Source organism: Nonomuraea sp. AD125B, assembly GCF_041402765.1.
Lineage (GTDB): Bacteria > Actinomycetota > Actinomycetes > Streptosporangiales > Streptosporangiaceae > Nonomuraea > Nonomuraea bangladeshensis.
On the sequence record NZ_JBGLOU010000011.1, the window covers coordinates 227,157 to 242,532 of the forward strand.

Annotated in this window: 10 protein-coding genes; 9 read left to right on the forward strand and 1 reads right to left on the reverse strand. The window is 63.2% G+C overall.

The annotated features are described in order from the left end of the window. Window positions 1-31: 31 nt before the first annotated feature. The 7 genes from ACBR40_RS28415 (at window position 32) to ACBR40_RS28445 (ending at window position 11,557) form a co-directional block, all read left to right on the forward strand. The gene (locus tag ACBR40_RS28415) at window positions 32-760 is read left to right on the forward strand and encodes a helix-turn-helix transcriptional regulator (protein ID WP_371250740.1); all 729 of its coding nucleotides are present in this window, start codon (window positions 32-34) and stop codon (window positions 758-760) included. A 554-nt stretch (window positions 761-1,314) separates the two neighbouring features. Continuing rightward, complete coding sequence (locus ACBR40_RS28420) at window positions 1,315-2,553, forward strand: ATP/GTP-binding protein (protein ID WP_371250741.1); 1,239 nt, start codon at window positions 1,315-1,317, stop codon at window positions 2,551-2,553. Continuing rightward, entirely contained in the window at window positions 2,550-3,215 is a 666-nt protein-coding gene (locus tag ACBR40_RS28425; RefSeq protein ID WP_371250742.1) for an RloB family protein, read from the forward strand. The genes ACBR40_RS28420 and ACBR40_RS28425 overlap by 4 nt, the downstream gene beginning before the upstream one ends. Window positions 3,216-3,305: 90 nt before the next feature. After that, window positions 3,306-5,900, forward strand: coding sequence for an N-6 DNA methylase (locus ACBR40_RS28430; protein ID WP_371250743.1), 2,595 nt, complete (start codon window positions 3,306-3,308; stop codon window positions 5,898-5,900). Further along, the gene (locus ACBR40_RS28435) at window positions 5,890-7,086 is read left to right on the forward strand and encodes a restriction endonuclease subunit S (protein WP_371250744.1); all 1,197 of its coding nucleotides are present in this window, start codon (window positions 5,890-5,892) and stop codon (window positions 7,084-7,086) included. The genes ACBR40_RS28430 and ACBR40_RS28435 overlap by 11 nt, the downstream gene beginning before the upstream one ends. A 149-nt stretch (window positions 7,087-7,235) precedes the next feature. Continuing rightward, entirely contained in the window at window positions 7,236-10,769 is a 3,534-nt protein-coding gene (locus tag ACBR40_RS28440; protein WP_371250745.1) for a type I restriction endonuclease subunit R, read from the forward strand. A gap of 5 nt (window positions 10,770-10,774) precedes the next feature. Further along, window positions 10,775-11,557, forward strand: coding sequence for a M48 family metallopeptidase (locus ACBR40_RS28445; protein ID WP_371250746.1), 783 nt, complete (start codon window positions 10,775-10,777; stop codon window positions 11,555-11,557). A gap of 14 nt (window positions 11,558-11,571) precedes the next feature. Here the strand turns inward: ACBR40_RS28445 and ACBR40_RS28450 are convergent, their stop codons facing one another. After that, window positions 11,572-13,635 carry an AIPR family protein gene (locus ACBR40_RS28450; RefSeq protein WP_371250747.1) on the reverse strand — a complete coding sequence of 688 codons (2,064 nt, stop codon included), beginning with the start codon at window positions 13,633-13,635 and terminating at the stop codon, window positions 11,572-11,574. 523 nt (window positions 13,636-14,158) lie between these two features. Here ACBR40_RS28450 and ACBR40_RS28455 point away from each other — a divergent pair. Beyond that, window positions 14,159-14,359, forward strand: a complete 201-nt coding sequence (locus tag ACBR40_RS28455; RefSeq protein ID WP_371250748.1) for a hypothetical protein — start codon at window positions 14,159-14,161, stop codon at window positions 14,357-14,359. A 655-nt stretch (window positions 14,360-15,014) separates the two neighbouring features. Then, a complete protein-coding gene (locus ACBR40_RS28460; protein ID WP_371250749.1) occupies window positions 15,015-15,305 on the forward strand; it encodes a hypothetical protein in 291 nt (96 codons plus the stop codon). Window positions 15,306-15,376 lie beyond the last annotated feature (71 nt).

Consider the following 15,376-nt stretch of genomic DNA (forward strand, 5'->3'; position numbering starts at 1 on the left):
AGGGTCGTTCTGCGAGAGGAGCAGTCCGGTCATGAACAACAACCTCCGCTACGCACTGGCCGCAGCTCGCCTCAACACCACCGACGTCGCCGCCGCCCTGGCCGTCGACCCCAAAACCGTCAGCAGATGGCTCAACGGCCGCATACCCTACCCCCGCCACCGCTGGGCCGTCGCCGACCTCCTCAACGTCAATGAAGCCGACCTATGGCCAGAAGCCACCCCCAGACACCAGGCACTCGCCGACGGCATCCACGCCGTCTACCCCCACCGCTGGGCCATCCCTCAAACGACCTGGCGCGCCCACTTCAGCAGCGCGACCGAACAAATCGACATCCTCGCCTATAGCGCCCTCTTTCTCGCCGAAGACCATGCGATTCAGCGCATCCTCACCGAGAAGGCGGCGGCCGGCGCCCAGGTCCGCATCCTTCTCGGCGACCCCGAAGGCCCAGAAGTCGCCGCGAGGGGCGTCGATGAAGGCATCGGAGCCGAGGTCATGGCAGCCCGAGTCAAGAATGCCCTCGCGCTGTACCGGCTACTACTCGACGCGCATGGAGTCGAGATCCGGCTCCACCGCACGGTCCTCTACAACTCCCTCTACCGCGCAGACGACCAGTTCTTGATCAACACCCACGCTTACGGCACCCCAGCAGCCAACGCCCCCGTCATGCACCTCACCCACACCAATGACCAGGGGCCGGCAAGCACCTACCTCATCAGCTTCAACCGCGTCTGGGCCACCGCCCAGCCCCACAACCAGTAGCTCAAACCTCAGCAGACACAGCTACGGCCGGACCAAAAAGCAACTTCTCTCCACGTCATCAAGGGCAGCCCGCCTGCGGCGGCCTGCCTCGCGTCGGGCGGACGCTGGCCGCGCTGCGGCTCTTCGGCCGGTCGCGGCCGGCGCCGCCCACGCGCTGTCGTTCACCGGGCAGAGCCTGCGACAGAGAGAAACTTCTGGGGGCGGGCGCAGGGTCCGTAAGGGCTGCCGCCCCGCTTCCGGTGCTCAGGCCTAGCGGCCTTGCGCTCCGGGTCGGGTTGCCACCGGGTGACCCGGGTACTCGCCGCGGATATCAAGCTGCTTCATCTGCGTGAGTGCCGTCGATGTGAGAACGGTGGTATGTGCTATGTACGTCATGAACGCACATCAGCAGGATATGCAGGAGTTGGGGACGCCGAACACCTCGCACCAGCATGCCGGCCGAGAGAGGCGTGATGCTGGGGGGCGTAGCGGGCCCGATCGAACTGTGATCGCCGCCGGACATGCCGTTGGAAGATCGGACAGTTACTCTAACCGTAGAGTGGAAGGGGGACGGCGTGCTGCTCCGATTCCGTGTTGCCAACGTGCGGTCGCTACGTGACGAGCAGGAATTGTCCTTCGTCCCATCCGAAGACGAGCCGAGCGCGACAGCACGGAGGACGGAACTCGGCGGAGGACGTCACACTGACGTCTTCCCGCTGGTCGGTATTTTCGGTGCTAACGCCTCAGGGAAGTCGAACATTCTGGTCGCACTGACCGACATGCGGGCGGCGGTCCTCAATTCCTATGCCCGCTGGGCATCATTCGAAGGAATCCCACGCAAACCCTTCGGGCTTGATCCCAAGAGTGAGAGAGAGCCGAGTTTCTTCGAGGTCGACCTCGTGATGGACGAGGTGCGGTGGACCTACGGATTCGAGCTGAGCACAAGGCGCGTCGAGGCCGAGTGGATCCACAGCTATCCTCGCGGTCACCGCCAGGTATGGCTCGACCGTGATGCGTCACGGGCGGGGGTGTACGAGTGGCCGGGTAATCGGGTCAAGGACCGGACCCAACTGGCCAGGCGCACACGCTCCGATGCGCTTGTGCTGTCCACGGCTGGTACGGACAATCATCCTCAACTCTCGGCACTTTTTCACTGGTTCCGCCGCAATCTGTGGATCATCAACCCGGAGGAGGAGCGAGAGCAGCGGGAGCAGTTCACGGTGCGGGAGCTTTCCGGTAGCCGCGCACAGCGGATCAACGAACTGCTGAGGGTTGCGGACCTGGGCATTACCGGCGCGGAGATCGTCCACGAGGGCAAAGACCGGCCTACAGTGCAGTTGACCCACCGGTCGGCGACGGGGGATGTCGCCTTCGACTGGCGGAGCGAGTCCTTCGGTACCCGATCCTGGTTCGCGCTGCTCGGCCCACTGCTGCTGGCGCTCGACGAGGGAGCTGTGCTGCTTGTCGACGAGTTGGACGCGAGCCTGCATCCGCGGTTCGCAGCTGAGGTCATCAGGCTCTTCCATGATCCGCTCGCCAACCCCGGGGGTGCGCAACTCGTCTTCACCTCGCACGATCCCTCGTTGCTTATCACGCCGAGTGGCGAGCGGTTGCTGGAACCTGGCCAGGTGTGGCTGACGGAGAAGGACAAAGATGGCGCCACGGGCCTGTACCCCCTGACCGCCGCTGAACCAGGCGAGGAGGAGAACCTAATGGAGTCCTACCTTGCCGGGGCCTTCGGCGGAGTTCCCTCCGTCGTGGAGGGACAGTTCGCGCGGCGGTTGTCCGCCGGGCACATGGAGCGGCCCCGATGACGCGCACACGCGGGAAGAATGTGCTGGGGCCGTCCGGGCATCAGCGGGGCAAGCGCAACCGGGTCGTGCACGTCTTCACCGAAGGCAAGCTCACCGAGCCTTCCTACATCGACATCATGAGGAGACTCCTCGACGAACGGGAGCTCCCCGTCGAGGTGCACATCGCGAACGCCGGTGCACCGGGTTCCCAGCGCAAGCCGATCAACCTAGTCGAAGCGGCGGTGCCGCTTATGCGGAAACTGACCCGGGAGGCGGAGCGCAACCGGCTGAGAGAGGAGGTGCGGCCTCAGGTCTGGTGTCTGTTCGACCGGGACGAACACCAGGATCTCGACCGGGCCTTCAAACAGGCCGTCCAAGGGGAGGTCCGCATCGCCTTCTCTCACCCATGCTTCGAAGTGTGGCGGCTCCTGCACCACAAGGACGTGACCGGGACCTTTAACCAGGTGTGCGATCTCGTGACGGATCGGCTCCCTTTCAGGAACGAAGTGGAGAAGATCAAGAAGGTGCATGCGGACCAGATTTTGGGCCGCTATGCCGAAGCGAAGCGGCGCGCCCTCCGGGTGAACGCTCAGCACGGTGACCACATACCTCTGCCGAGTCGCGACCCATACACCGACGTCTTCCATTTCGTGGAGCAGGGCCTCGGGCTCACCTCCTACTGACGGTCGGCCCCTTCCAGGCGATCGTTTCTCCTCCTGCGCCGCGTCACCGTAGGGTTTCCCCGTCACATCAAGGTTGTAGGAGGTCGTACGGTGGCTAAGCTCACGCTCGCCCAGTTGGAGCGGCATCTGTTCGCCGCCGCGGACATCCTCCGCGGCACGATGGACGCCTCTGAGTACAAGGACTACATCTTCGGCCTGCTCTTCCTGAAACGGGCCAACGATGAGTTCGAGGCCGCCCGCGAACGTATCCGGGAGCATGCCGTCAGGGAACTCGGTCTCACCGGTGAGCTCCTCGATGGCTTTCTGGAGCAGTCCGCGCCCTACGGCCAACGCGACGTGCTGTTCGTCCCACAGAACGCCCGCTGGCAGTGGATCTCCGCGGCTACCCACAACATAAACGAGGAACGGCTGCGCCCAGCCCTCCAGGCGATTGAGAGGCAGAACAGCAAGCTCAGGGGCCTCTTCGATCACCTCGACTTCAACCGCATCGGCGGCTCCGGAACGGCCGCGTCCACGGCCAAGCTTGCTGACCAGCGCCTCAAGCTGCTCATCTCGCACTTCGGGCGCGTCCGCCTGCGGACCGACGACTTCGAGTTCCCTGACCTGATCGGCGCCGCGTACGAATATCTGATTAAAGAGTTCGCGGACTCGGCGGGCCGTAAGGGTGGCGAGTTCTACACCCCGCGTGACGTGGTTCGCATGATGGTTGAGCTGGTTCGCCCTCGGCAGGGCATGCGCGTCTACGACCCATGCGTTGGCTCAGGGGGCATGCTGATCCACGCCAAGGAGTACGTGGAGGAGCACGGCGGGGACACCGCAGATATGTTCTTCGCCGGCCAGGACGCCAACAGCGGCTCGTGGATCATGGCGACGATGAACATGGTGCTGCACGGCGTGCGCCGCTTCGATCTGAAGACCGGTGACACCCTCTCCGAACCAGCGCCTGCACACGTGCCCAAGTCCGACGCCGACCGGTACGACGTGGTTCTCAGCAATCCGCCGTTCTCCATGGACTACGTCCTCACAGATCTCGCTTTTGCCGGCCAGCGAGCGGAGTATGGCAGGACGAGTGAGCGTGGCAAGGCCGACCTGATGTTCCTCCAACACATGCTCTGGATGACCAAGCGCGAGGGCTCCGGCGGCATGGTCGTCACCGTCATGCCGCACGGCGTGCTATTCCGTGGGGGCGGGGAGCAGGAGATACGCACGAAACTCCTGGACGAGGACGTGATCGAGGCGGTTATCGGCTTGGCCCCGAACCTGTTTTACGGCACCGGCATCCCAGCCTGCATCCTGGTGCTGCGCCCGCCAGGCAAGAAAGCCCCGGAGCGTGCGGGCAAGGTCCTGTTCATCAACGCCGACCGTGAGTACCACGCGGATCGGGCACAGAACATCCTCCTCCCTGAACACGCAGAGAAGATTGCCTCGACCTACCACGCCTACGCCGAGGTCCCTGGCTTCTCCCGGATCGTCGCGCGCGAGACGCTGGGCGAGAACGGCGACAACCTCAACATTCGCCGTTACGTGGACAACACGCCGCCGCCTGAGCCACAGGATGTGCGGGCTCATCTAGTTGGCGGGGTGCCGCGCGCGGAGATCGAGGGCAGGAAGGAATTGCTCGACGCGTACGGGATCGAGCTGGGAGACCTCTTCGCCGAGCGATACCCGGTGGATCCGGGCTACGTAGATTTCCCGCCGGAGGGAAGGCGCCCGGACGCCGCTCGACTCGTCGATCTGGCACGCCCGCGCGAGGAAAAGCTGAGGGAGGCGTTCTCGAAATGGTGGGAGGCGGAGAGCCGGCGGTTGGAGTCCGTTGCCGCGACCCCGGAGCGTCTCTCCGCCTTGACCTCCGCGCAGCGCAAGGCGGCGCTGATGGCGGTCCGCGGCTCGCTCATCGAGTCGTTCGTGGGACAGCTGGGCCAGGAAGGCCCGCTGGACCGGTACGCGCTCGCGGGTGCGGTGGCTGGCTGGTGGTACGAGGCGAAGTACGACCTGCTCACCCTCTCGGAGAACGGCTTCGCGGGAGTCCTCGATGGCTGGGTGGAGAACGTCGAGACGATGCTCACTCCCGAGCAGGACCCTAGGACGAGGAAACTGCGCAACCGGACGGCCGCCGAGCGGCGCCAGGCGTACGACCACAAGGTGGTCGCCGCCATCGCCCCGGACTTCCTGGAGGAGCTGGCCGAGGCGGAGGCGCTCAAGGCGGAGCTGGACGCACGGTGGAAAGAGCTGAATGCCGAGCCGTCCGAGGATGGCGAGGTGGAGCCCGACGACGAGGTCCTGCCGCGTGAGCAGAAGATCCTTAGCCCGGAGCAGCGGGCGGAGCTCGACCGGGTCAAGAAGGCACGGACGAAGGCCGCCGCTGCAATCAAGCGTCTGGAGGCCGACTTTTGGTTCCCCTGGCCCAGCGATCCGCCCAAGCTCGACGAGGAACCGCCCCGCCTGTTCCGGGCACGGCGGGGGTTGGGCCCGCAGGACGAGCGCAGGGTGGTGATCGATCTGCTCAGGGACGACCTGGCGGCCAAGTTGCATGGGCACGTCGTACAGCGCCGCCGGGAGCTGGTGGAGACGTACCGGAGGTGGGAGGACAAGTACGCGGTGCCGCTCCGGGAAATCGAGGCGGAACGGGAACGGTCGGCGGCGGTGCTGGACGGTTTCCTGAAGGAGCTGGGCTATGCGGAGTAACGCTGAGATCCGATGGGTTCCCGTCCGGGAGCTCGGGGACGTCCGCATGGGGAAGCAGCTTTCTCCTGCCAGTCAGGAATCGGTGAGGCAGTATCCATACCTGCGAGTAGCTAATGTTCTCCGAGGGCGTATCGACTATTCGGATGTGAAGACGATGGGCTTCAGTCGCGGGGAACGCGAAGTATATGGGTTGAAGCCGGGCGATATCTTGCTGAACGAGGGGCAGAGTCTAGATCTCGTCGGCCGAAGTGCAATTTATGACGGCAATAAAGGCGAATACTGCTTCCAGAACACCCTCGTGCGTTTTCGGCCGAATAGTCAGGTACTCCCCGAGTATGCGCAGGTGGTGTTCGAGCGCTGGCTGGACACCGGGGTCTTCGCTGCCATTGCCAAGCAGACGACAAGCATTGCCCATCTTGGTAGCGAGAGATTTGCAGCATTGAAATTCCCGCTCCTGCCACTCGCCGAGCAGCGGTACATCCGGGAGGTAGTCGGTGTGGTGTCCAGTCAGGAGCAGACTATCGCGGCGTCCGTCGCGAAACTGTCTGCAGTGCGAACTGGAGTCACAGACGACCTTTTGAGAGACATGGCTTGGGATTGCGTATTGTCTGAAGTGGCAGACGGGCCGATCCGAAACGGATACTCTCCAGTGGAAAGTGAAGCATGGACCGGATTGCAAATGCTAGGGTTGGGATGTCTCACCCCAGCAGGCTTCAACCCTGCTCAGCTTAAAAACGCGCCGGCGTCCATCACCGCGAGTCATGCGGCCATCTTGCGAGATGGAGATCTGCTCATGAGTCGCGCCAACACGCGAGAACTGGTTGGTTTGGCCGGAGTTTATCGGGACGTGGGAACACCCTGCATCTACCCTGATCTGATGATGAGGATCAGGCCATCAAATCGCTGCTCTGCAGAGTTCCTGGCCGCCGTGCTTATGTCGACTCGCGTTCGTCGGCACGTGCGAGCACTCGCTCAAGGGACTTCTGAGAGCATGGTGAAGATATCGGCGGCGACAGTCCGGGAGATTCCTGTTCCGTTGCCCGCGCCCGAAGAACAGGACCGTCTACTGGGAGTCCTGAACTCCTTCTCGGCACAAATACGTGATAAAAAGGTAGAGCTAGCCAAGCTCGGCAAGCTCAAGCAGGGGATTGTAGACGATCTGCTGAGCGGTCGTAGCGGCGTCTGAGTCGCCCGGATCGGTGGCGCCTCCCCTCAGCCTAAGGTTCGGCCGCATCGGGTGTCCCATTTCACCGGAACCCTCACCATTCTGCCCCTGGGACGCGCAGAATGGATCAGCAAAGCGGCAGGCGAGGGCCGGAGGGTGTGGCGACGTTGGTGGTGCAGGTCGAGCGGGACGAGGTTGAGCGGCCCATCGTCGCCCAGCTCAAGGCAATGGGCTGGATGCACGTCTCGGGCATGGAGGTGGGGACGCTCGACGCCGGCGCTCCGTTCCTCATCGAGAAGCTGAAGGGCGCCCTGCGTCGGATCAACCTCAAGGCCACCGGTCGTGGATCGTGGATGGACGACGCCGACGTGTCCAGGTCCGTTGAGCGACTGTCCTCCGTCTCCCTTGGCCGCGGTGTCGTTCAGGCCAACTTCGACGCCACGGACCTGCTTCTCAGCGGGTTCGTCCTGGTGGGTCCGTCCGCAGCGCACGGTGGTCCCTCCGCGACCGTGCAGTACATCGAGTGGCACGAAGACCGCGTTACGCTGAACGACTTCACCGTGGTCGACCAGCTCCGGGTGCGCAACCGCTCCGGGGAACTGTCGGTCCTTGACATCGTCCTCTTCGTCAACGGCATCCCTCTCGTCGCCGTAGAGTGCAAAAGCCCCGACCTCGCCGATCCCGTCTACCAGGCCGTGCGTGACCTACGGCACTACGCGGGCAATGCGCTCCCCGTTGAGGAGGACGCCGCGAGCGGTCGGGAGCTCGCCGGCGTCCCGGAGCTCTTCCGCACCGTGCAGCTAATGGTCGCGGCCACTGCGGAGACCGCACACCTCGGCACGGTCACCTCCGCGCCCGACCACTTCCACCCGTGGCGGAGCGTGAAGCCGGAACGCCGGGAGACACTCGAAACGGAGACGCCCGACAGGGCTGGCCCGCTGAACGAGAGGCACAAACTGGTCGGGGTCGTGCTGCGCCCCGCCGCGCTGCTCAACATCGTGCGGCACTACGTCATCCCGTTCCCCGTCGAGCACGAATCCGGCGGGACCCGGACCGTCAAGATCGTTGCTCGGCATCAGCAGTACAGGGCCGCGGAAAAGGCCATACGGCGGCTGCGGACCGGACGGGTCCGCAACGGGCCCCGGGACGCCGACGAGCGCGGCGGGATCATCTGGCACACACAGGGCTCCGGCAAGAGCCTCACTATGACCTTCCTGGTGCGTCGCATCCATCTGCACCACGAGCTCAGCGAGTTCATGGTCGTGGTCGTCACCGACCGTACTCAGCTCCAGGACCAGCTCTCCCGGACCCTGAGGCTGAGTGAGTCCGACGTCCAGACCGCGAAGAGCAGGGCCCAACTGGAGGGGCTGCTCCGGGACGGCGGCAGGCGGGTCGTCTTCGCGATGATCCAGAAGTACGGAAGCGGGCTCACCTTTGCCGCGGAGGCGGCCGAGGACGGGGACGACCGCGACCTGACGGAGGAGTACGAGGCCGCGGAGCAGGCCAGGCGGGAGGGGAAGCCCGAGAGAATCCCATCGGAGCCGGACTTCCCGGAGTGCAATACCTCTCCCGCGATTCTGGTCCTGGTCGACGAGGCGCACCGTTCGCACACCAGTGTGCTGCACGCCGCCCTGCGCAAGGCCATCCCCAACGCGGCGAAGATCGGTTTCACCGGCACGCCGATCATGACGGGGCGGATAGAGGACACCCGGCGGATCTTTAGCGGTGGCCCCGGCGGGGACTTCCTCGACGAGTACCGGATGAGCGAGGCCGAGCGCGACGGCGTTGTCGTGCGCATCCGTTACGAGGGCCGTACCGGAGAGGGCAGGGTCTTCGACAAGAATGGCCTCGACCGGAACTTCGACGACCTAGTCCGCAACCGTACGGACGATGAGCGTAGAGCCCTGCTGAAGCGCTGGCCCACTGAACGCGACGTGGCCGAGTCGGAGCCGATGATCCGGGCCAAGGCCGAGGACATGCTGGAGCACTGGGTGAGCTGGGTGCTACCGGAGGGGTTTAAAGCTCAGGTCGCGGCGGTCAGCCGGAAGGCGGCCGTTGCATATCGCGATGCCCTGCGCCAGGCTCGAGATGCTCTCCTGGAGGAGCTCACCGGGTTTGATCCGGGATCGGTGACCGGCCCGGTGGAGGAGATGGACGGCAGGACGCGCTATCTCCACATGGCCTACAAGTACCGCGCGCTGCTTCGCCGTGTCGACTTCGTGCCGGTGATATCCGCAGGCGCGGAGCGCAAGCACCGTCGGTGGCTGCACTGGACCGACGCGGAACGGCAGAAGGCATACATCGACCGTTTCCACCAGCCGTTTCCCCAGTTGCCGCCGGATCCGGAGTGGACGGCCAGTGTTCCTTTCAACCCGCCACGGCGCGAGACGCTTGATGGCGGTGAGGCTAGCAACCCCTGGTCCCATAGTCAGGTGAACGGGCAGCCGGAATGTGCGGCCGGCCCCGACCCTGTCCACCCCGAGAGCCCCATTGCCTTCCTCATCGTGAAGTCGATGCTACTCACCGGCTTTGACGCCCCCCGCGAGCAGGTGCTCTACCTGGATCGACCGATTCGAGACGCGGAGCTGCTCCAGGCCGTTGCGCGGGTCAACAGGCCGATGCCGGGCAAGAAGGTGGGCTATGTCGTGGACTACTACGGCGTCCTGGAGCACCTTGCAGACGCGCTCGGCGCCTACCGGCGGACCGATGTCGACGACACCATGCGGAGCCTGTCCGAGGAGATCGGGAATCTCCGCCCCGCAGCCGAAGCGGTCCGAGGCCTCCTGCGCCTACAGAAAGTCACCGACGAGGACCTCACCGGCTTTGCCGGACTGCGGAGAGCCGCCCTGGCTTTCGAGGACGAGCAGGACCGTTTCGCCTTCGACGAAGTGCTGCACAATTTCCTCAACACGTTGGAACGGGTGCTGCCCCATGAACACGCCCTGGAGTATGTGTCCGACGCTCGGCGCTGGGGAATGCTGCAGAAGCGCATCCGGCGGCTCTACCGGGACGCGGAGGGGGGCACCTTCACTCTGCGCCGCTACGGGCGCAAGGTCCGGTCCATGATCGCTGCTCATCTGGAAGGCCCGCAGCTCGAACAGGTCATCCCCCCGGTCTCGCTCACCTCGGACGCCTTCGACGACATGGTGAGGGACATCCCGGCGCGTGAGGCCGCGGCCGAAATGGGCCACGCGCTCCGTTTCCACCTGGAGGAGCGGGTCAGACGAGAGGACCCGGAGAAGTACATCCGGCTCTCACAGCGACTGGAGGAGATCCTGCAAAGATTCCCCGGGCGCTTCGAAGAGCAGGTCGAGCAGCTGGGCCCGCTCATTGAACAGGCACGCAGGGAGGAGGACGAGGAGAACCCCTCCCTAGCTGGCCTTAGCGTGCCGGAACAGCGGTTGTACCGGCTCATGGAGGAGGAGGTGGAGGGGAACCCGGGGGTCATCCGCGGGAAGACAGACCTACGAGAGTTGCTCGACATGGTGTATGTCACGGCCGTACGCGTCATGGGCAGTGTCGCGTACCAGGGCCAGAGCCAGGACGTCGGCGATCTAGCGAACGCCATTCACGGTCAGCTGCTCCGCGGCGACCTCCGGCCCGCGGGGGCGGACTGGGCCCCCTTGAGAGCTGTCGCGGAGAGTCTGGCAGCGTACGCCAACGACAACCGTCTGCAGTTCCTGCGAATGGCTCGGGAAGAATAGGACGGGTGACTGTACCGGCCGGTGACCGCACCCCACAGACGTTGAGGGACGACAGCCTCCTCGCCGTCGATGGGCTGGTACTTCGACTACACGTCAGTGCCCGACGCAGGCGCTTTGCATTGACGGTGGAGGCGGATGCGGCTCTCACGCTGCACGTCCCGGAGGGACGCTCGGCGTCAGACGCTGAGGATTTCGTGCGCGCACACCGGACCTGGCTGATGAGCAGACGTGCGCTGCGAGAGCGGACTCGACCGTTGAACCCTTCTAAACGCCTCGTAGATGGGGAACTCTTTCGTTACCTTGGGCGAACATATCGACTCACCCTGGTGGGAGACGAGCAGAGGAACGACAGAGTCCGGTTGGCGGCCGGATGCCTGGTTATGAACCGTAAGCTGGCCGAAGACGTGGTACGCGGCCGTATGGCGCTAGTCGATTGGTATAGCCGGACCGGCCATGCCTGGGTGACAGGCCGCCTCCAACCATGGGCGGCCCGGATGTCCGTGCCGGAGCCACTGGTGGATGTACGTGACCTGGGTGGCCGCTGGGGGCTGTATCGCCCGGAGGAAGAGGGACTAGGACCAGGCCGAATGAGCCTGGGTTGGCCCCTCTTCCAGCTCCCGATGCACCTAATCGACTATGTCATCGCTCACGAACTCGCCCACGTTCGGATCCCCGGGCATGATGCTCGCTTCTGGCGACTGGTGAGGCAGGCACTGCCCGAGTACAAGGAGCTTCGGATGGAACTCGATGACCTTGGTCGGCGTATGTGGATGGGGGAGATTATGTAGAGTAAAATAGCGGACTACTCCGCATTGCGGATATGCTCGGCAAGCTCAACCAGTGACCGCCCATTCAGATACCAGTACTTCGTTCCCTGTACCGCGCTCTTCTTACCCAGGGCAGTAAGTCGGACTTTGGCGACGAGCGCAGTCGGAGAGTACGCGATGCCGTCCGCTTCCCAGATCAGCGGCTTCGATCTACTGTTCACCCAAGCGGCCCGCCCACGCCGTTGATCTTCGGCCACCCATGCCTCGATTCCAGCCTGTTCTTCGCCGCTTATCTTGAGCTCAAGCACGCTTCCCTCCATGATGACGCCGGCATCGACGAGTACCCCGACCGCGCGCGCACTACGCGTTTTCACTTGGAGCTCCGGCGTGGCGGTCCGCCCCTTGAGCGACGCGGCCACCGAACTTGCGAGAGACCTGCATTTCTCCGGGTTCTTGAAGGTGTTTCCGGCGTAACCGCCCATTGCCTCGGCATGGTGAGCGAGCCAGGCCAGGACCTCGATGGTCCGTTCCTTGACTCCTGGGAGGACCCTGTCCTCCCAGGAGGATTGCGGTTCGTTTATTCCGGTTTGATCAAAGGTGTGGAAGACGATGTGCGTGATCAGGGCCCTGCCGTGCTCCGCCACTCTGGCGGTGATCCCCTCAAGCCGATCGATCTCCTCGTCCAACGTTGCGCCGACCATCCGGTTGAACAGCACGGCTCGCCAGACTCTGTGAACGCTGATCTTCTTCGGGAATACCTGGTCATAGATGTTCCCGCCCTCTCGCTCCCAGAGCGTGTCGCCGCTGGTCTTCGCCTGAACGGTGAGTTCAGGTCGAGCGTGGGTACAGGCGAGCGCCTCCGCGGCTTCGACGTTGGTACACCCGTGATCTGGGTCGGGTGGCCCGTCTCCTCCTTTGATCACATAGGTGCGGGACAGAGCCCAGGAAAACTCTTCTCGCAGCCGAACCTGCACCTCGTCGAGTGCTGCCAGGTCACGGCGTGCAACCTGGTTCTGGGTATTGGTCGCACGAGTGATCTGGTCGCCAAAGCCCTCTGGACAGTCCTCCAACGAGATCAACCGAATCCAGACCCGTGCTGCTCCAGCCACATCGGGCGCTCGCCGCAGTCCTTCGCTGATCGCCGCGACTGTCTGGGCGCCGTTGACGACACTCGCTCCCTCCAATTTGTACTCACGCGGCCCGTTATCGGAGATCACGTACTGCACAGTCGGCCGGACCTTGTCACACAGAACTGTAATCCCATTGTTGAAGTACCAGAAATCTCGCGGACGGCTCACCAGCGTCTCAACCAGTGACCTGTTGACACCAGTCAGGCCAAGCGACTTGCGAATATTCTGCTCGAATAGGTTGCCTTCGAACTGGTCGTACCAGCGAGCCACCTGGCCTACCGAGACCGTCCCATAGTAAGCGAGATATGGCTCCTGCAGGCGCCCTGAACCGTCTAGGGTCACTGAAAGGTTAATTTTCTCGGGAGCTGACTTGGCTCGAATAGTCTTGTGAATATCCTGCAACCCGAAGCGTTTGATGTCGAGAATCTCGTCCTCAGGCTTCGCCCCAGCATTGACGTACTCTTTCGCGGCCAACAGCGGCCGCTCGACGACAGGGTCCATCTTCGCGTTACCCAGCACCGCGAGTACCAAGGAGATCCTCACTTCAGGGTTTCCTAGCGCTTTATCAACGCGGTCAGCCAGTTTCGCGAAGCGTCCGTTGAAAGCTTCATATTCTACAGTCAGTAGTAGATCGAGGCCGTCCTTCAGCTTGAGCGTCGTCTCCTTATCAATCGCCCCATCCCCGGCCTTGACCCACTTGGCCTGTATCAGCCACACATGGGGTTTATCGTCATCGATTGCGATGGCGTCGATACCGTTGTCATCGCGACCGTCGATCACGAACCCGGCAGCTTCCTCAGGAGAGCACTTGCTCAGATGCTGGGCCACGTAGGCCGCCAACGCACGACTGAGAAACTGCGCATCCCGTTGTTCCTTTGGGGCATTCTCGGCTACATCGCTGAGATCAATCAACCCCTCGAAGGAGCGCCTCAACTCTTCTTCGATATGCCGGACAAGCAGAACGCTCACTGAACCCCCTACATCCGAACCTGCCCCGGTAAGCAGGTTGTTCCCAACCCGTGCTTCGTCGCTACCAGTCGCAAGTGAGCCTTAGGCCTTGGAGAGTGACCAAGCTACACGCATGGAGCACGGCGACCAAGCTGGTGTATTTCACCCAGCGGTGGCAGCGAGACACGCAGGGTGATTTCGGCGGCGACAGGTGCCGACGACAGTCATGACGGAGACGTCGAGCACCATCACGCCATCGGGCGATGGCATTGCTTGCAGCCCTCTGCAAGGTGCCCAGCTGCCCAGGCGTTGGCTCACCCCAAAGCGGACAGTCGCTATTCCCTGTTTAGGTCTCAGTCCGAAACCCATGTCCTGCTAGTCGTCGGAGTGGACACCTGTGAGTTTCCTGTCATACGTATGGTTTTCCTCTGTGATCAGAGCGCATAGCGGGAGTCGTTTCCGCATCGATCCCAATGGGCAGAATGTATTGATCTTCCAAATGGCCTAACCTGCCTTATCCCTACTAGATGTGCAGGTGGATGCCATGAGCGAGCAGGCCGTACAGGCAATCGTCGGCAACGAGCAGGCTGAGGTCTCCTGGGAAGTCGTAAGCCCTCCAACGAAGAAGCCGGCGGGGGCGCGGGCGGTGCCGAAGTGGGAGACGGATGCGCGGGACTGCGTTCGAGCGGCGATACGGCGCCACTCCAAGCCGCTGACCGATCTTATAGCGCGTGATGCCAATTAAGGGGACACGCGACTGCTCATCACCGACTTCCTATGCGCAGGACTCGGCTACGACAAGTATGACGACCTCACTATGGAGTATCAGGTCAGGCGAGATCCGTCGCATCCTGCACAGCGAGGTACTTCAGCCAGAAACCTTGCTGTGAGGCGTGCTCCGACGGTGGGCCACCGAGGCTAGTGATCTTGCTGCCGCCGATGCTAGCAACCGCCCCGGGCAACTCTGGAGCTTCTTGGTGGGAGCGCTGGAGGGGGCTCTGATCGGGTGTCCGTGCTGGCGGTGGATACCGGTGGACAGCCCCGAAGCCGCTGCAACAGGGTGGTGCGTCTGGGCCAGAGCATCCAGACTTCGATAGTTTGCGCCATTACTTAGAACCATGGAGGCACCTGTGAAGGTCTTATTTACGGGGACAATGCTCGTTGTCGCCACAGGCGGAGCTATGGCACCCATCGCTGCATCACCGCACTCCGCCGTTAGCTGTGCCATTGGTGTCTGGGAAGTCACCCGGTATGCGGGAGAGGTCAGTGGAGCACCCCCGACTCCAATCACTGGTCGTAAGCGAACCAAGCTCACGGTTTCCGGGACTGCAATTGTCTGGAACTTCGACAGGTCGACAAGTGAAATGATCGGTGACTGGGACGACGAGGTACCTCCGATCATGACCACCTACCGCAAGAAGCTCAAGATGGAGGTTCGCATCACAGGGACGAAGCGCGGCACTATCAAGGCTGATCCATCGTCCGCCTCTGGCAATGCCGTCTTTACAACTCACGTAACAGGAGCCATCCCGCAGGCACAGCTTGCGAAGGGTGCCAGAGCCGGGATCCGGCGGGATCTGTACGGCGGTTCATACATCTGCAATGCGAAGACCATGAAGATCAGTGGCAGGCACGTCTACAAGGACGGCGAGCACGACTCCTGGACCTGGTGGCTACGGCGCACTCGTTAGGCTGCGCTTGTTCCGTCCCTGTTCCGTAGGAGCGTCCAAACCGGCGAGAAGCGACGAGAGACGTCCAGAAG